The sequence below is a fragment of the Nonomuraea sp. B1E8 genome, assembly GCF_039871515.1.
Classification (GTDB): Bacteria; Actinomycetota; Actinomycetes; order Streptosporangiales; family Streptosporangiaceae; genus Nonomuraea.
Map to the genome: position 1 here is coordinate 1476263 of NZ_JBDPLS010000001.1, position 17453 is coordinate 1493715.

Genomic DNA, 17453 nt, shown 5'->3' on the forward strand with positions numbered 1-17453 from the left:
GATGTCCTCGTCGTGCTCCTCCGGCAGGACGCGCGACTGGTCCACGCCGGGCAGTGCGACGAGCGCATGCCGGCGCGTCACTCGATTCGGGCCGTGACAATCCAGGCCGAGGCAACCAGTCGTACGGCGCTGTCGCGTTCATAACGGCGCAACTCTTCTGCCAGCGCGGACCGGGCTCTTGCCATGGCGGTCTCTTCAGCACCAGAGACGAAACCGGCCAGCTGAACGTCGAGCAGGAAATCCGCAGCGTGGGCGGCATCGTTGCCCAACTCGGTGAGGTACTCCACGGGGGACGTCGCAATGGCCGTGAAGCCCGCGCCGTTGAGCACGTCGCGGATGTGCGCCGGGTCGGTGAAGTCTGCGACTCCTCCCAGGAGTTCTTGGGGATCCGGGGTGGGAAGATGCTGGGCCAGCGTGTCGAAGATCACGTCCGTCTGGTCATCACCGGCGCGGTGACACAGGAACGCCAATCGGCCCTTGGGGCGGAGCGACCGTCTGATGTTGGCGAACGCGGCGACGGGGTCGTCGAAGAACATGACCCCGGCGCGGCTGATGGCCACCTCGAAGTGCGCGTCTCTCAGCGGGTGGACTTGGGCGTCGCCGCGCTCGAAGGTGATGTTGCCGATCGCTTGCTCCGCGGAGAGGCGTCGGGCGATCTCCAGCATCGGAGTCGACAGGTCGATCCCGACGGCATGCCCGCGGGCCGCCTGACGTGCGGCGATCCGAGTGGTGTCGCCCGTACCGCAGCCGATGTCCAGAACCCGGTCACGCTCGCCGATGCCTGCGGCGGCGAACAAGTGCTCGTTGGCAGGTGCGGCCATGCGATCCAGACGTTGATAGTGATCGGCCCAGGTCCTGCCTTCCTCGCCGTTCCACGCCTCCTCCTGCCTGACATTGGCCACGAGCGTCATGAGGCAGCCTCCGCATCGCTCAACTGCTTGACGAAGTGCCCGCGGCAGTGGGTGCAGCAAAACCCGTAAGTCTTCCCGCCGCGCTCCAGGATGACAGCGTCCTGGAGCGGGACGGTGGCGCCGCAGACCGGATCGATGATCATGTCGTCCGGGACTGGGGCGGCAGGGCCGGTTTTGGCTCGCTCGATCAGTTGCAGGACGTCGGAGGAGCGCTGGGCCCGCCCGTGCAGGCCGTAGCCACCCTCGGGAAGGCTGATCACGTGCACCACGGCCCGTGGCTCCGGATCGCCTTCCGCCTGCGCCAGTTCCGCGGTGATGCGGGAGATGAGGTGCTCGCTCATCTCCCTTCCCCACATCCCGGCGATCACGTTGACCACGTACCAGGGGCCCTGTGAGGCGTCGAGCAGCCGCCCGCCGGCGCTCCATACCTCCTCCTCGCGCACCACCACGTGGCTGAGCGAGTCGAACAGGTCGATCACGCCGGGATCGGCAGCCGCCGGCTCCCCGTCCACGGCCGACAACAGGCGCCGCCCGGTCAGCCGCCCGGCGAGGCTTCGTCGCTCTTGCTCATCGAAAACACCCCTGGGCACCAGTAGCTCAACGAACAGCATCGTCGCTTTGTCCTTTCGAAGAGAGGGTCCATCAGTGGAAATGCTTCCGCGCCGGGTTCCTCTCCGTCGTCGGCCCATAGACGACTCTCCCGGCTACCTCGCCGGTCTTAGCGGGCAGGCACTCTACGACCTGGGGAGTAGTGCGGTGGGCTCTCCTGCTCGAACGTGGCAGGGTCCACGCGCATCGGACACCGGTGAGGCTGACGGTGAAGCGGTGTGGTCGATCCGATGGGGCATACCTGGTTTCGACGGATATCAAGGAGGTACGCGATGGCGATCAATGTGATCGTGGGCTATGACGGGTCGCCCATAGCGGCGGCGGCGATCGATGCCGGTGCGGCGCTGTTCCCGCAGGCACACGTGTGGATCACCCATTTGTGGACCCCGCCGTTCGCCAGCGAGAGCCTGCGCCGGCGGCTGTGGACGGGCACCGCCGGCCTCAACTCCTTCATCGAGGCGATCGAACGCGAGGGTGAGGCCGAGGCCCGCCGGCTCGCCGACAGAGGCGTCAGGCTCGCGCGCACCGCCGGATGGAACGCCGAGCCACTGGTGCGGCGCGCCTACGGCGGCGAAGGACTGGTCTTCGCCCAACTCGCGCAGGAGCTGGACGCCGACCTGGTCCTGCTCGGCTCGCGTGGCCTCGGCGGCGCCCACGCGGTCCTGGGCAGCGTCTCGGACATGGTGGTGCACTACTCGCCACGCCCCGTCCTGATCGTGCCGGACCCCCTGCTGACCGCCGAGCAGGCGGCGCTGGCGGACGGGCCGATCCTCATCGGCTGGGACGGCTCGCCCGGAGCCGAAGCCGCCTGCACAGCGTCGGCGCGGCTGTTTCCTGGACGGAACCTGATCGTCGCGTCCGTGGACGGTGCGGACATCGCGTCACCGGCGGACAGCCCGCCGCCGGCCGAGGGCCTCACCGTGGAGCGGGTGGACCTCGCGAGCGGGTACGGCCCGCCCGGACGCTCCGTGGCCGAGGCGCTCGACGGGTACGGCCACAGCCGCGGCGCGGCCGTGCTGGCCGTCGGATCACGGGGGCGTTCTGCGGTGCGGGAGATCCTCACCGGCAGTGTGGCGATGGCGACCCTGCATCGCGCCCACAGGCCGGTCATGGTCGTACCCCAGCCTCGTGAAAGATCCGCGTGAGGGTTCCCCGCCGCGCCGGGTGGCCGGCGGGCACCGCTGTACCCGGCTGGACGCCGTTCATGCGGCGACCCTGCGGTCGGGTACGCGGCAGGCTCTCGCCTCGGAGCGGCGCTCTATCCGGTCGTGAAGGGCTCCACCTGCCGGCGCGGAGACTGACCGGGAGTGATGCGGTCCCAGGCCGCTATCGGCAAGATGATGACCGATGCGGGAAACAGGCCGTGCTCCTCATGATCGATGTGACGACGCAGTTTGTCCAGCGCCCCGATCACGGCCGGCCAATCGGGGTGCTTCCGGTCGATCGTGCCGAGCACCCCATGGATGTCGTCATGTTCCGCGCAGAGCCGGTCGACTTCCTCGGTCAGCGATCCTTCGTCGCGCAACTCGGCGAAGAGCCCGTTCTCCTCCGTGGAGGTGTGCGCTCCCAGCTGGACCAGCAACGTGTCAAGGAGCATTGTGGCCTCGCCGTATCGGCCCGCGTTGATCATCCGGCGCAGCGCCCCGGCGCCTTCTCCGAGTTCCTCATGCTCCTGCGTCAGCTGTCCGATCAGAGGGAACTCCCGGCAGCCACAGTAGTTACACATAGCGCCCCCTATCTCACGTGTGTGCCTGCAGAATGCTCGCCGGGATTTCCTGGCATCGGCTCCCGCGCCGCCCGGCCGGCGGCCTCGAGTGCGGCCCTGGAGCCGTCCATGGTGCGCTACAGCAGGGGCGGGACGACGATGAGGTCGTCATCGTCGGGGGTCACTTCGCACAGTACGTCCACGACGCCTTCGACGTTGCGGACCGCCTCGGTGAGGGCGATGGCCTGGGACCTCGACCGCACCCGTCCACCGACCTTCACCACGCCCGCGTCGATCTCGATCGTGAACGGACCGCCCGCAGGAAGCGCTGCCCGGATGTCGGCCTCCAGTTCGGCGGCCGGGCGGGTGAAGACTCGCAGCACGTCCCGCTGATGCAGGGTGCCGATGATCCGCCCGGTGACCACGTCGATCACGGGCAGTTGCTTGATGTGCTTGGCGTGCATCAGCCGGGCCGCGTCGCGCACGCTGGTGCCCGGCGTCACAGTGATCGGCGGGGAGGTCATCAACTGGGATGCCGTGGCTCTCGCGGCCTTCTCGTGCTCGCGGCGCCGGTGCCGGGACTCGAACATCGACACGCCGTGACGTACCGGTTCGATCTCCTTGAGCAGCAGGTCGTCCTCGGAGACCACGCCCATCGGCCGCCGGTCGGCGTCGATCACGGTGACCGCGCCGACCGCGAACCGCTTCATCGCGGCCACGATGTCGGCGAACGACGCGTCCGCGAGCACGGCGATGGCGACGCGTCCCATGATGTCCTTGACTTCGATCGACATGATGTCCACCTCGCTTCCACGTCCAAGGCTCACGTACAGCGGCCCACCCGGTCAGCGGCGAACGTCCCCGATGACCGGGCCGAAGGTCCCACCAAGGCGGTGTCCGGCGCTGCCGCTCATGACGAGGTCAGCCCTGGACCGGCAGCACCGGCTCAAGGCGGAACATCCCCGTGACGACCTCGCCCGACGGCTTCTCCAGCCGAACGTGGCCCGCCACAGCCCGCAACACGTCCCGGGCGGTGATCAGTCCGACCAGGCCATCACCGGACAGCACGGGCAGGGCATCACAATCCGCGTCGATCATGACCTCCGCGACGTGTTCCAGCGGCGTGTCCGGATGGACGCGCGGCCGGCGTTCCCCCGTCAGCAGCTCGCGCACCTGACGGTTCGACTGCTCCCGCAGGCTGCCTGACCAGGACGCCGCCAGATCCTCCCGCGAGAGAATCCCGAGCACGTCGGCGCCGTCCAGGACGGGGAGATGGTGGACCTGGGCGCGGCGCATCAGCTCCCAGGCCATGAGCGGCGACTCGTCCTGCTTGACCGCCACCAGAACGCGACTCATCACCTGCCGCGCCGTGAGTGACTCGATCCTCATGACTCCTCCTACGTGAGGGCGCGTTCCTGGCTCCATTCTCGCGAAACGGGGGAACCGGCCGCCGGAGGCGGAAGTCCTCAACGATGGCGCCGTTGGTCCCATCCATCTGCCGGCCATGTCGCGTCCGCTGACCAACGACTGCCCGGCTCGGGACTTCCGGCCCTGCAACCTCGCCTTCCCGCGAGGTGCGATGAGAGCGACCAGAGAAGGCGCCTCGCCGCACGAGGGCCAGTAAGGAGCTGAGCGCCATGCGCATGGCCGTCGCGGACGTGATGACCGTCAAGGTCGTCTCCATCACCGCCGCCACCCCGTTCAAGGACATCGCCCAAACGCTGATCGACGGCGGCATCAGCGCCGTCCCGGTGACAGACGACGACAACCACGTGATCGGCATGGTGTCGGAGGCCGACCTGCTGTGCAAGGAGGAGTTCCGCGAGGAGTTCTACCGCGAGGGCTACCGGCCCCCGCTGCGTGCCCGGCTTCGCCATCCCAAGGGCCGGCGGAAGGCCGAGGGCGACACCGCCGCCGACCTCATGACCAGCCCCGCCATCACCATCTCTCCCGAGGCGTCGACGGTCTCGGCCGCCCGCCTCATGGACGCCCACGGCGTCAAGCGGCTCGCAGTCGTCGACCACAACGGCCGCCTGCAGGGCATCGTCAGCCGTCGCGACCTCGTCAAGGTGTTCCTGCGCGGCGACGAGGAGATCGCCGTCGAGGTTCGCGACGACGTCCTTGACCAGAGCCTGTGGGTGGACACCTCCGGCGTACGAGTGGAGGTTCACCAGGGTGTCGTGACGCTGTCCGGCCGGATGGACCGCCGCACGGAAACCAGGGTCGCGGCCCGCATGACCGCTCGCGTCAACGGCGTCGTCGACGTGATCAACAACCTGACGTGGAAACACGACGATTCCGCGTGGAAGACGACGTAGTCACGAATCGGCGAGGGCAGCGGTTACTCCAAGGCTCTGGGCGAGACCGCCGGCGAACTGATGACCTCGCCCGCCCGCACGACCACCACCGACGCCCCGGTCGTGCTGGCCGCACGACTGATGGACAAGTACGGCGTCAAGCGCCTGCCCGTGGTGAACGCCGACGGCAGGCTGGTCGGCATCGTCAGCCGCCGCGACCTGATCAAGGTCTTCCTCCGCGCGGACTCCGACATCGAGCGCCAGGTACGGGAGGCCGTCGGAGACGACGTGGACATCACCGTCGCCGACGGCGTGGTCACCCTGGCCGGGACCCTCGACGAGCACAGCCACGCCATCAAAGCCGTCGGCCTGGTGGAGAACCTGGACGGCGTCGTGGCCGTGCACGACGACCTCGGCTGGAAGCACGACGACATCGTTGACCTGCCCGTGTGGGGCGGGGCCTGACACGGGGCGACGGGGTTCACGTTATTCCCGGGCCTCCGGTCGGATGCGCAGCCGCACGGCGGTGACCTTGTATTCCGGGCACGAGGTGACGGTGTCCGCGTGGCTTGAGGTGAGGGTGTTGACCCGGCTGGCCGGGAAGTGAAAGGCGCAGAAGAGCTGGCCTTGCGGGACTTCCTCGGTGATGCGCGCCGGCAGCACGGCCTGCCCGTGCCGGCTCTCCACGACCACCGGGGCACCGTCGCGGACGGCCAGGCGGGCGGCGTCGGCGGGATGGACGTCCAGCCGATCCACGGGGTCGAGTTCGATGGCGCCGGATCGCCGGGTCATGTTCCCGGAGTTGTAATGAGCCCAGCGGCGGCCCGTGATCAGGACCAGTGGATAGTCGTCGTCCGGGCTCTCGCCAGGGGGCAGGTAGGGGCGGGCGGCGAGATGCGCCAGCCCGTCCGCGGTGGCGAACCGGTCCTGATAGAGCCTGGCCTGCCCTGGACGGCGGGGATCGGGACACGGCCAGGGGACGGCGCCTTCCCGGTCCAGCCGCTCGTGGGAGATCCCGGCGAACACGGGAGCCACTCGCCCGCACTCGGCGAGCGCCGCCGCTGGTGTCGCGCAGCCCAGGTCGGCTCCACAGGCGTCGGCGAGCGCGTGCACGATGGCGAAGTCGGTCCGGGCCTGACCGGGCGGGGCGAGCGCGGGGCGCACCCGCTGGAAACGACGGTCGAAGTTGACGAAAGTGCCGTCCTTCTCCAGCCAGGACGCGGCGGGCAGCACCACGTCGGCGCGGCGGGCGGTCTCCGAGAGGAAGAGCTCCTGGCTGATGACGAGGGGGCAGGCGTCCAGGGCCTCGATGACACGGTTGGCGTCGGGGTCGGTGGTGGCCACGTCTTCGCCGACGATCCACAGGACGCGCAGGCGTCCTGAGCGGGCCGCCGCGAACATCTGCGGGATGCGCAGGCCGTCGTGCTCCGGCAGGCGGGCGCCCCACACCTGCTCGGCCCGGCCGCGCGCCACCGGGTCGCGGACCTTTCCGTAGCCGGGCAGCAGATCCGGCAGAGCGCCCATGTCGGAGGCGCCCTGGACGTTGTTCTGGCCGCGCAGCGGGTTGACGCCGTAGCCGCGGTCGGTGCCGACCGCGCCACGCAGAATCGCCAGGTTCGCCAGTGTGCGTACGCCGTCGGTGCCGTGCCGGTGTTCGGTCACGCCGAGCCCGTAGACGATCGCGGGACGTTCGGCCCGCCCGTAGAGCCGCGCGGCGGCGACCAGATCCGTCGCCGGCACGCCGGTGATCGCGGCGACCCGGTCAGGCGTGTAGTCCTCGAGGGTCGCGGTGAGCTCGGGCAGCCCGGTCGCGCGGTGGCGCAGGAACTCGCCGTCGACCATGCCTTCGGCGGACAGGATGTGGGCGAGCCCGTTGAACAGGGCGACGTTGGTCCCCGGTCGCGGTCGCAGGTGCACGTCGGCGTGTTCGGCGAGCCCGACGGAGCGCGGGTCGGCGACGATCAGCCGTGTGCCGTGCAACACCTGCTGGAGCAGGCGTGCGCCGACGACCGGGTGTGCCTCGATGGGGTTGGCGCCCACGACGAGCAGGCAGTCGGCCCGCTCCACGTCGTCGAAGGCGTCGGTGCCCCCCGACAGGCCGAACGCGGCGGTCAGCCCGGCGGCCGACGGGGAGTGGCACAGACGCGAGCAGTTGTCGACGTTGTTGGTGCCGACGACCACTCTCATGAACTTCTGGATCAGATAGTTCTCCTCGTTGGTGGCGCGGGCCGAGGAGATCGCCGCCACCGCGTCGGGGCCGGCCTCGGCTATGGCGTCCCGTAGCCTGCGGGCGACATGGTCAAGTGCTTCGGCCCAGCTCACGGGCTCCAGGCCGGAACGGCGGCGCAGCAGGGGCTGGGTGAGGCGCTCCGGCGAACGGAGGTATCCGTGGGCGAAACGGCCCTTGACGCAGGCGTGGCCACGGTTGACCGGGCCGTCCTTGGCCGGCCGTACCCCGGCGACCTCGCCGTCACGGACCAGCACGTCCAGGGTGCAGCCGACGCCGCAGTACCCGCAGGTGGTGCGCGTGCGGGTGAGCGTGGCCAGGTGCGTCCCGACGGGTAGTCCCGGCTCGGTGAGAGCGCCGGTAGGGCAGGTGTCCACGCATCCTCCGCACGCGACGCAATCGGATTCGTCCCAGGGGCCGCCCGTGCCCGGCGCGACCACGGTCTCGGAGCCCCGTCCTACCAGTGTGAGCGCGAACGTGCCCTGCACCTCGGCGCACATGCGCACGCATCGGCCGCAGGCGATGCACAGGTCCCGGTCGAGCCGGACGAACGGATGGCTGTCGTCGCGGCCCCTTCCAGCTCCTCCTTCAGCGGCTTCCGGTTCGATGGCGAGTTCCTGGCAGAGCCGCGCCAGCTCACCGTCCCCTTCCAGTGCGTAGGGCGGAAGCGCTGAGACGATCACTTCCACGGCGTCTCGCCGCAACTCGCGCAGATCGTCCTGTTCGACGCGCACGTGCGTGCCCTCCGCCGCAGGGGTCACGCAGGCCGCCGCCAGGCGCCCGTCGACCCGTACCAGGCAGGCGCGGCAGGAGCCGACGGGTGTCAGCCGGTCGTCGTGGCAGAGCGTGGGCACGTCGAGGCCGGCGGCGCGTACGGCGGACAGCAGGGTCGCCCCTTCCGGCAGGTCGACGGGCACGCCGTCCACGGTGACCCTCATCCGCCCCACCCCCGCAGACGGTCTCCGTATGCGCGGGCCAGGCTCCGGACGGCGGGCGGCAGCCGGCGGCCGAACGCGCACAGGCTGGCCTCGCTCATCACGCGCAACATCCGGGCGTAGGCGTCGCCGGGCGGCTCACCGGTCCTGGCCTGCTCCAGCCCGCGGCGGGAGCCGACGCGGCAGGGCGAGCAGGCACCGCAGCTCTCCGCGGCGGCGAACGCCCACACGTGCCGCAGCACCTCCAGCGGCTCTGTCCGCTTCTCGACGGCCACCAACCCGGCATGGCCGAGCGCCGCACCATGGCGGGCCAGACCCGCTTCCGTCAGGGGCACGTCCAGCTCCTGCTCCGGCAGGAACCCGCCCAGCGGGCCACCGACCTGCAGGACGCCCAGCTCTGCCCCGTCCCGCAGTCCGCCGCCCAGCTCCGAGACGATCCGGCGTACCGGGGTGCCGAGCTCGACCTCGTAGCAGCCGGGACGGGCGAAACGCTCCGACAGGCAGACCAGCTTCGTGCCGGCCTCGCCGGGCGCGCCGCGGCGCGCGTAGGCCGCGCCGCCACGGCTGACGATCCACGGCACAGCGGCCAGTGTCTCGACGTTGTTGACCACGGTCGGGGCGTCCCACAACCCCCGGTCGGTCGGGTACGGCGGGCGCGCCCGCGCGCAGCCCCGGCCGCCCTCCAGCCCCGCGATCAACGCCGTCTCCTCGCCCGCGACGTACGAGCCGGCACCCGCCACCACCTCGATTTCCAGGTCGGTGCCGCTGCCATGCACCCCTCGGCCGAGGTGACCGTCCGCGTGCGCCCGCTCCACCGCCTCCCGCATCCGCGCGAGCGCCAGCGGATACTCCGAGCGCACCAGCACCAGACCGCGACGCGCCCCGCAGGCGAAGCAGGCGAGTGCCAGCCCTTCCAGCACCCGCGCCGGGTCGGCCTCCATCAGCAGCCGGTCGGCGAAGGAACCCGGATCCCCCTCGTCGCCGTTGGCGATCACCACGGTGTCCGGGGAACCACTCGCCGTCGCCCACTTGGCCGCGACGGGGAAACCCGCGCCGCCCCTGCCGCGCAGTTCGGAGGCCGCCACCTCGGACCGGACCAGCTCCGGAGTCCGCCGGCCGACGGTTTCCACCCATGTCCGCCACGGGGGTTCACCGGCCGCGATTCCGGCGAGCACCACCGGATCGTTCGTGGCATCGGCCACGGGTATGGGCGGCGCGTGCGGTCGCACGCGCCCCGCCACCTGATCGACGACGTCCGGTCCCGCGCAGGGCGTCGTACCGTCCAGGGCGGCCGGCCCTCCGTAGCAGTAGCCGAGACAGCGGACGGTCTGCAGGGACACCTCAGGGTCCGGCTCGCGATCATCGTCGGCCCTGACGCCGAGCACGCTCTCGACGGCGCTCAGGTGGCGGCCCTCCTGGGCCGCGAAACACGCCGTCGCGCCGCAGACCCGCACGTGGCGACGCCCGTGCGGGACCGCCAGATCCGCGTAGAAGGTCGCGGGACCGAGCCCGGCCGCCGCGGGCAGTCCGAACCGCCGGGCCACCTCGGGCGCCCATCTTTCCGGCGGTTCCGCATGCTCCGCGGCAGCGACGGCGAGTGCCTCGACCAGCCGGGCGCCTGGCCGTCCGCGCCGTTCAGCGAGGGCGCGGAATCCATCGAAAGGGCTGCTTCACAGATTTGTCATGCCCGCTTAACAGTTATCGGACACACCGAAATCAAGGCCGGCACAGCCCGAATCTTCGGGGGTGCACCGGTGTCGCGAGGTGGCGTCGCGGCGTCGGATCAGGGGGGCGGATCAGGGCGGCGGAGTCACCGCCACCGGGCATCGGGCTTCGGCCAGCGCGATCTGAGTCACCGGTCCCAGCAGAAGGCGAGGGGGTGAATCGTTCCCCCGGGCGCCGAGCACGAGGAGGGTCGCGTCCTTCGTCGCGTCGATCAGCGCCCGTTCTGGTCGCTCGGCCACGAATTCCGTGGTGACGGAAACCGTGGGGTGTCTGGACGTCAGATGGGACGTCACGTCGCGGAAGCGAACCTCCGCCCCGCTGCGGATCGCCTGGGAGTCGACGAACGGCTGCCAGTCCGGCCCCGCCAGTGGCCCGTGATCTCGCCAGCAGCAGATGGCGGTCACGGCGCAGTCGCGGAGCGCGGCCTCCTCCAGCCCGAACCCCAATGCCGCCAGACTGGCAGGCGAGCCGTCGACACCGACCACGATCCGTGTTGCGCCGCCGGCCGGCATCGCGTCAGGCCGGACGACGACGACCGGCCGGGCACTGTGCGCGGGCACCTGCACGGCGGCCGATCCCACCCGCAACTCGTCGAAACCACCCTGCCCCCGCAATCCGAGCACCGTCAGCTCGGCCTCGCGCGCGACCCGCAGGAGCACCGTGGAGGCCGTCCCTCTCTCCAGACGCGGCCGGACGTCCACGTCGGGGGCCAGGCCACGAGCACGGTGTACGCCCTCGTCCACGACCTGGGCGGCGACCCGCTCGACCTGGGCCAGGACCTCATGATCCACGGGCCGGCGCGGATACGGCCAGTGCCAGGCATGGCACACCAGGACCGAGGACTCACGCAGCCGCGCCTCCTCGACCGCCCAGCGCAACGCCAGCGCGCTCGCGGGTGACTCGTCGTAGCCGACCAGTACGGGCCGTCCCATCATCGCCTCCCCGGGTTCTCAGCGGACGATCGCGACCGGGCAGGGCGCCTTGCGCAGCATGGCCGCCGCCACCGAGCCGAACCGTCCGTGCGGGCTGCCGACCACCACCAGAGTCGCGTCGGAGACGGCGGCGAGCGCCTCGCCCGCGCGTTCCTGCGGCGTATGCGCCTCGATGGCGACCTTCGGCTGCTTCTGCCTCCATGGCGCGAGGGTCTCCGCCAACCAGCTCTCGGCCGCGTTCTGAACGGCCAGCGGATCCATGACCGGGAACGTCATCCCTCCCCAGGCCACCGGAGGCTGGCGCCAGGCGTGCACGACCACCAGGGGAAGGCCGCGCATGGCCGCTTCCGTGAGGGCGAATCCGAGCACCGCGTCGGCCTTGCCGTCGGTCGCCACACCCACCACGATCGGGCCCGGGTGAGGCTTACGCGGCAGAGCACCCAGGCCACGGACGACGATGACCGGGCACCGGGCGTGGGACGCCGCGTGCGCCGCCACGGACCCGATGACCGTCCTGGCCATCGTGCCCAGTCCGCGGGAGCCGACCACGAGCAGTGCGGCATCGGCCGACAACTCCTCCAGACGCCTGGTCGTCGAGCCCTCGTACAGGTCCGTTCGCACCTGCAGGCCGCTCGAACTGGCTCGTGCGCAGTCGGCGCCGTGCCACAACACGTGCTCGGCCGCGCGACGCAGCGACTCGCGGGCCGCCGGATCCCCGTCACCGTACGGCCACTGCCACGCGTGACAGACGGTGAGCGGCAACCTTCGCAGCTCGGCCTCGTCCATCGCCCAGTCCAGCGCCTGCATCGAGTGGTCGGAGCCGTCATAGCCGCCGACCACGCCCAGTGTCTCGTTCACCTGTCCACTCTCGGCAGATCGCACCGCAGGAGGACAGGACACACTTGTCCGAATTGGAAGCTTTCGCATTCTCTCGCCCGAACTTTGGCCGGGCATCGACGAAACGACGCCGGCGAGCCCGCTGGTCCAGGAAGTCCGTGTCAGGACTCGAGCGTTCCCGCGTCAGTGCAGAAAGATCACATGGTCCTCGCAAACCACCCAAATCTCCGCCCGTGAAGCGTAACTTCTCCGATGCCGCGTCCAGCTGACGACTTGCGTACGTGCAGGCTGAAGGGTGCCTGCCGGTTAGCGGAGGAGGTGCGCGATGACCGGCCCTCCTTCTGAGGGCTCCGCACCTGTGCCGCCGCGAGAAGGGCTCAGTTCGGCCGAGGCCGCCCGACGCCTGGCCGCCGACGGCCCCAACCGGCTGCCAGAGGGCAAGCGCAGCCCTGCGGCGCTCCTGTTGTTCCGGGAACTCGTGCACTTCTTCGCGCTGATGCTCTGGGCGGCGACCGGGCTGGCGCTGCTGGCCGGGATGCCGCAGCTGGCCGTCGCCATCGCCGTGGTCGTGCTCCTGAACGGCGGCTTCGCCTTCGCCCAGGAATACCGTGCCGACCGGGCGAGCAAGCGGCTTCGCGAGCTCCTCCCCTCCGACGCGACGGTCCGCCGCGACGGCCGCCGCGCGGTGGTGAGCGCCGCTGCTCTGGTCAGAGGGGATGTGGTGCTGCTGGAAGCGGGTGACCGAATTTCTGCGGACCTCGAGCTCACCGAGGCCCATTCCCTGGCGGTCAACCAGTCCGCCCTGACGGGCGAAAGCGTTCCTGTGAGGCCGCGGGAGCGGGAAACCCTCTTCGCCGGCACCTTCGTCGTCGAGGGCCAGGCAGAGGCCGTGGTGACGGCCACAGGAGCACGCACCAGGCTGGCCGCCATCGCCACGCTCACCGGGATGGCGAGCAGGCCGCCCAGCCCGCTCGCCCGCCAGCTGAGCAAGGTCATCAAGGTCATCGCGGTGAGCGCGCTCGGTGTCGGAGTCGTGTTCTTCGGGCTCACGCTGCTGCTCGGCATGTCGCCCTCCGACGGCTTCCTGCTCGCACTCGGCGTCACCGTCGCCCTCGTCCCGGAAGGGCTGCTTCCGACGGTCACCCTGTCGCTGGCGCGCGCTGCCCGGCAGATGGCGAGATGCAAGGCCCTGGTCCGGCACCTGGAGGCGGTGGAGACCCTGGGGGCGGCCACGTTCATCTGCACCGACAAGACCGGCACGATCACCCGCAACGAGATGACGGTCGTGCGGATCTGGACCCCGGACGGACCGCTCGATCTGGCCGCTCCCGCCACCGCCGCGGAGATCATGCGCTCGGCGGTCCTGTGCTCGACCGGGCGGCTGGTCCACACCGACGGCGGCGTCAAGAGTGTCGGCGACCCGACGGAGGTGGCGATGCACGCGCTGGCCCTGCGCGCCGGGGCCGGCGAGGACGCGGCCGTCACCCGGCGCTACCCGTTCGATCCGGTCCGACGCCGATCCTCAGCGGTGGCCGGCGGCCGGCTGCATCTCAAGGGGGCGCCGGACGCGGTCCTGCCGCTGTGCGGCGACGTGCCGGAGGCTGCGCGGGCCCTGGAGGAGATGAGCGCGAGCGGCCTGCGCGTCCTCGCCGTGGCCCGGCGCGACAACCCCGGCACGGGCACCGCGGAGCAGGTCGAACAGGGGCTGACGCTGCTCGGCCTGGTCGGCCTGGAGGATCCGCCCCGTGACGGCGTCGCTGACGCGATCATCACATGCCGCGAGGCCGGCATCAGGCTGGCCATGATCACCGGCGACCATCCGGGAACCGCGCGGGCGATCGCCGAGAAGGTCGGACTGCTGGGACGGGAACCGCTCGTACTCACCGGGCGTGAGCTGCCCGCCGACGACGCCGCGTTGGGTGAGCTGCTCGATCACGACGGCGTGGTCGTGGCCAGAGTGACTCCGCAGGACAAGCTGCGCATCGCCCGAGCCCTCAGAGGACGGGGCCATGTGGTGGCGATGACGGGCGACGGGGTCAACGACGGGCCCGCGCTGCGCGAGGCCGACATCGGCGTGGCCATGGGCGCCTCAGGCACCGACGTCGCCCGTGAGGCCGCCGACCTGGTGCTCCTCGACGACCACTTCGCCACCATCGTCACCGCGATCGAGCTGGGCCGCGCCACCTACGCCAACATCCGGCGCTTCCTCACCTACCACCTCACCGACAACGTCGCCGAACTCACTCCCTTCCTCGTCTGGGCCCTGAGTGGCGGTACGCTCCCCCTCGCGCTCAGCGTGCTCCAGGTGCTCGCCCTGGACATCGGCACCGACCTGCTGCCCGCGCTGGCCCTCGGCGCCGAGCCCGCCAACCCCCGCACCATGCACGGCCCCGCCCGAACCGGCGCGCTGATCGAGCGGCGGCTCCTTCTCCGCGTCTTCGGCGTGCTGGGGGCCACCGAGGCCGTGGTGGAGATGGCCGCCTTCTTCACCGTGCTGTCGTTGGGCGGCTGGGCGCTCGGCGCCGAGCCATCCGCCGCACTGCTGGCCACGGCCTCGGGCGCCGCCTTCGCCGCGGTGGTCCTCGGACAGCTCGCCAACGCCTTCGCATGCCGCAGTGAAACCCGCTGGGCCGGGCGAGTGCCGCTGCTGGGCAACCGGCTTCTGCTCTGGGCCGTGGTGATCGAAACGATCATGCTGCTGGCCTTCGTGGGCTTCCCGCCGCTGGCCCGCCTCCTGGGTGGCGCGTTTCCCTCGGCTATGGGCTGGGTGATGGCCGCGCTGGCGATCCCTGCCGTGGTCGGCGCCGACGCCGTTCACAAGGCGTGGCGGGCGAGGCGGAAGTCATGACCCCCCGCTCGTGCGTGCCCGGCGCGCCGGCCTGTACGCGCGGCGCGGGACCAAGGTCCTGCGAGGCCAGGGCCGCTCAGCCCTACGAGTTGGAGCGGCCGGAGCGAAGACTGGGTGCAGGGAGGCCACTGACATGAAGCACATCGTCCTCGGCTACGACGGCTCGGACTTCGCGATGCAGGCCCTGGACTGGGCACTCGACGAGGCAGAGCTGAGAAAACTCCCCCTGACCGTTTCGCACGCCTGGCAATGGCCCTACGGCGAAGCGGACGAGGAGGCCAAAGCACACCTGCGCAAGGCGGCCGAGCACGTGTTGTGGCATGGGGCCGACTGCGCTCGCGCCAGCAGCTCGGGGGTACGCGTCGAAACCGACCTCTACCAAGGGCCCGCAGCCCAGCGCCTCGTTGAGCTCTCCGGCGGCGCCGAGCTCGTCATCGTCGGCTCCCGCGGCCTGAGCGCGCTGCCCAGAGTGGTCGTCGGTTCGGTGGCCGGCTATGTCGCCGCCCACGCCGCATGCCCGGTGATCATCGTACGCGGCCCTGGACCGCTGCCCGCGTCGGCGAATCCCGGGCCGATCGTCGTGGCCGACAAGGAACCCGACGCGCCCGTCCTCGCGTTCGCGTTCGGCGAGGCTGCCATACGCCAGGTACCCGTCGCCGCACAGGCGGATCTGACCGCCTGGGCGGCGCGCCACCCGGGCATCCGGGTCCAGCGGGGCGATGCTCACGAGCGCGCGACCCTCACGGTCGTCGGACGCAGCCAAGCCGCGCATTTCGGCACCGCGAACTTCCTCCTCCAACACGCGCCCGGCCCTGTCGCGGTGGTGTGAGACAGACCCTGACCAGGGCCTGCGGCTGTGCCGCCGACCACGATGCGCACCCGCACCGGCCAAGCACCGGATCTGAACGGGAAGAGGAGGTGGGTGTCATGTTCGCCACGACGAAGGAGACGCATACCGCCGTGGTGTTCCTGCTGGGTGAGCACGCGTACAAGGTCAAGAAGCCCGTGAACCTCGGCTTCCTCGACTTCAGCACCCTGCGTGCCAGGGAGGCGGCCTGCCGTCGGGAGGTGGAGCTCAACCGCAGGCTCGCCCCCGACGTCTACGAGGGCGTGGCGCATGTGACCGGCCCGGACGGCGAGGTCTGCGAGCATCTCGTCGTGATGCGCCGCATGCCCCGCGAACGGCGCCTGGCCACCATGGTCAGCGAGGGGAGATCCGTTGACGAGCACATGCGGGCGATCGCGCGCCAGATCGCCGGGTTGCACGCCAGGGCCCCGCACGGCCCGCGGATCGACCAGGAGGGCGCCCCGCAGGCGCTGCGCGCCCGCTGGACGGCCGGCTTCGAACAGGTACGCGCCCTACCCGGCCACACGATCGAGCCCGGCGTCCTGGACGAGATCGAGCGTCTCACGCTGCGGTTCCTGGACGGCAGGGAGCCCCTGCTCGAAACACGCGTCGCCGAGGGCCGCATCGTCGACGGACACGGCGACCTGCTGGCCGAGGACATCTTCTGCCTGGACGACGGGCCGCGGATCCTGGACTGCCTGGAGTTCGACGAGCGCCTGCGCTTCCTCGACGGGCTGGACGACGCCGCCTTCCTCGCCATGGACCTGGAACGGCTCGGCGCGCCGCGGCTGGCTGAGCTGTTCCTCCGCCGGTACGTGGAGTTCAGCGGTGATCCGGCGCCGACGGCACTGTGGCACCACTACGTCGCGTACCGGGCCTTCGTCCGCGCCAAGGTGGCCTGCCTGCGCCACTGGCAGGGCGACGTGGACTCCGGGTGGGAGGCGCGGCGACTGGCCGAGCTCGCGCTACGTCATCTCCGGGTCGGAGCGGTCGTTCTGGTGCTGGTCGGCGGGCCGCCCGGTAGCGGGAAGACGACGCTCGGCGACGCGCTGGCCGACCGGCTCGGTTACACGCTGCTGCGTACTGACCGCATCCGCAAGGAACTGGCCGGGCTCGACCCTCTGCAGGCCGCGAGCGCGCCTTACCAGCAGGGCATCTACGACCCGGGACACACCGCCGACACGTACGCCGAGCTGCTGTCACGCGCCGAACGCTTGCTCGGGCAGGGGGAGTCGGTCGTCCTGGACGCGTCCTGGGGCGACGAGCGGCACCGGGCGATGGCCGCGGACGTGGCCGGCCGGACCTCGAGCACCCTGATCCCGCTACGGTGCACCGTCATGCCGCAGATCGCCGCCGCGAGGCTCACCGCCCGGGGACACGAGCTCTCCGACGCGGACGAGGCCGTACGCTCCGCCATGGCCGCGGCCATGGCGCCGTGGCCTGACGCGATCGAGATCGACACGGGAACCGCCCTGGAGCAGACGCTGGCCCGCGCGCTCGACGCCGTTCATCCGCCCGAGCTGAACGTGTCCTGGCGGTTCCAGCGACCTCGGATCGAACCCGACTGAATGGCTGATCAG

The 17453-nt window shown here is 70.9% G+C and carries 15 protein-coding genes and 1 pseudogene; 6 read left to right on the forward strand and 10 right to left on the reverse strand.

Going from position 1 to position 17453, the window contains the following annotated elements:
• Positions 1–77: 77 nt before the first annotated feature.
• Entirely contained in the window at positions 78–911 is an 834-nt protein-coding gene (locus tag ABGA98_RS07150) for a methyltransferase domain-containing protein (protein WP_347617342.1), read from the reverse strand.
• Positions 908–1522, reverse strand: a complete 615-nt coding sequence (locus ABGA98_RS07155) for a hypothetical protein (protein ID WP_347617343.1) — start codon at positions 1520–1522, stop codon at positions 908–910. Before ABGA98_RS07155 ends, ABGA98_RS07150 begins: the two co-directional genes overlap by 4 nt.
• Before the next feature lie 270 nt (positions 1523–1792).
• Between ABGA98_RS07155 and ABGA98_RS07160 the strand changes: the two genes are divergently transcribed.
• Entirely contained in the window at positions 1793–2665 is an 873-nt protein-coding gene (locus tag ABGA98_RS07160; RefSeq protein ID WP_347617344.1) for a universal stress protein, read from the forward strand.
• 113 nt (positions 2666–2778) lie between these two features.
• Here the strand turns inward: ABGA98_RS07160 and ABGA98_RS07165 are convergent, their stop codons facing one another.
• From ABGA98_RS07165 to ABGA98_RS07175, 3 genes are all read right to left on the reverse strand, one after another.
• Positions 2779–3246, reverse strand: a complete 468-nt coding sequence (locus tag ABGA98_RS07165; RefSeq protein ID WP_347617345.1) for a hemerythrin domain-containing protein — start codon at positions 3244–3246, stop codon at positions 2779–2781.
• 116 nt (positions 3247–3362) lie between these two features.
• Positions 3363–4019, reverse strand: a complete 657-nt coding sequence (locus tag ABGA98_RS07170; RefSeq protein WP_347617346.1) for a CBS domain-containing protein — start codon at positions 4017–4019, stop codon at positions 3363–3365.
• A 127-nt stretch (positions 4020–4146) separates the two neighbouring features.
• Positions 4147–4614 (reverse strand): CBS domain-containing protein, encoded by a 468-nt coding sequence (locus ABGA98_RS07175; protein ID WP_347617347.1) that lies wholly within the window; start codon positions 4612–4614, stop codon positions 4147–4149.
• Between the two features lie 248 nt (positions 4615–4862).
• Between ABGA98_RS07175 and ABGA98_RS07180 the strand changes: the two genes are divergently transcribed.
• Positions 4863–5543, forward strand: a complete 681-nt coding sequence (locus tag ABGA98_RS07180) for a CBS domain-containing protein (protein WP_347617348.1) — start codon at positions 4863–4865, stop codon at positions 5541–5543.
• A gap of 60 nt (positions 5544–5603) precedes the next feature.
• Positions 5604–5987: a CBS domain-containing protein gene (locus ABGA98_RS07185; RefSeq protein ID WP_347617349.1), complete on the forward strand. Its 384-nt coding sequence runs from the start codon at positions 5604–5606 to the stop codon at positions 5985–5987.
• A 21-nt stretch (positions 5988–6008) separates the two neighbouring features.
• Here ABGA98_RS07185 and fdhF read toward each other — a convergent pair whose 3' ends face one another.
• The 5 genes and pseudogenes from fdhF to ABGA98_RS07210 all read right to left on the reverse strand — a co-directional run bounded on the left by fdhF (position 6009) and on the right by ABGA98_RS07210 (position 12199).
• Positions 6009–8687: a formate dehydrogenase subunit alpha gene (fdhF, locus tag ABGA98_RS07190; RefSeq protein WP_347617350.1), complete on the reverse strand. Its 2679-nt coding sequence runs from the start codon at positions 8685–8687 to the stop codon at positions 6009–6011.
• Positions 8684–9925 (reverse strand): NADH-ubiquinone oxidoreductase-F iron-sulfur binding region domain-containing protein, encoded by a 1242-nt coding sequence (locus tag ABGA98_RS07195; RefSeq protein ID WP_347617723.1) that lies wholly within the window; start codon positions 9923–9925, stop codon positions 8684–8686. Before ABGA98_RS07195 ends, fdhF begins: the two co-directional genes overlap by 4 nt.
• Before the next feature lie 57 nt (positions 9926–9982).
• Positions 9983–10306, reverse strand: a pseudogene (locus ABGA98_RS07200) (NAD(P)H-dependent oxidoreductase subunit E); the annotation flags it as partial.
• Positions 10307–10480: 174 nt separating this feature from the next.
• On the reverse strand, positions 10481–11341 hold the full coding sequence (locus tag ABGA98_RS07205; RefSeq protein WP_347617351.1) for a universal stress protein: 861 nt from the start codon (positions 11339–11341) through the stop codon (positions 10481–10483).
• 18 nt (positions 11342–11359) lie between these two features.
• A complete protein-coding gene (locus ABGA98_RS07210) occupies positions 11360–12199 on the reverse strand; it encodes a universal stress protein (protein WP_347617352.1) in 840 nt (279 codons plus the stop codon).
• A 304-nt stretch (positions 12200–12503) separates the two neighbouring features.
• Between ABGA98_RS07210 and ABGA98_RS07215 the strand changes: the two genes are divergently transcribed.
• The 3 genes from ABGA98_RS07215 to ABGA98_RS07225 all read left to right on the forward strand — a co-directional run bounded on the left by ABGA98_RS07215 (position 12504) and on the right by ABGA98_RS07225 (position 17441).
• Positions 12504–15026, forward strand: coding sequence for a cation-transporting P-type ATPase (locus tag ABGA98_RS07215; protein WP_347617353.1), 2523 nt, complete (start codon positions 12504–12506; stop codon positions 15024–15026).
• Positions 15027–15159: 133 nt separating this feature from the next.
• The gene (locus ABGA98_RS07220; protein ID WP_347617354.1) at positions 15160–15855 is read left to right on the forward strand and encodes a universal stress protein; all 696 of its coding nucleotides are present in this window, start codon (positions 15160–15162) and stop codon (positions 15853–15855) included.
• Between the two features lie 98 nt (positions 15856–15953).
• Entirely contained in the window at positions 15954–17441 is a 1488-nt protein-coding gene (locus ABGA98_RS07225) for an AAA family ATPase (RefSeq protein ID WP_347617355.1), read from the forward strand.
• The last annotated feature ends 12 nt before the right edge of the window (positions 17442–17453 follow it).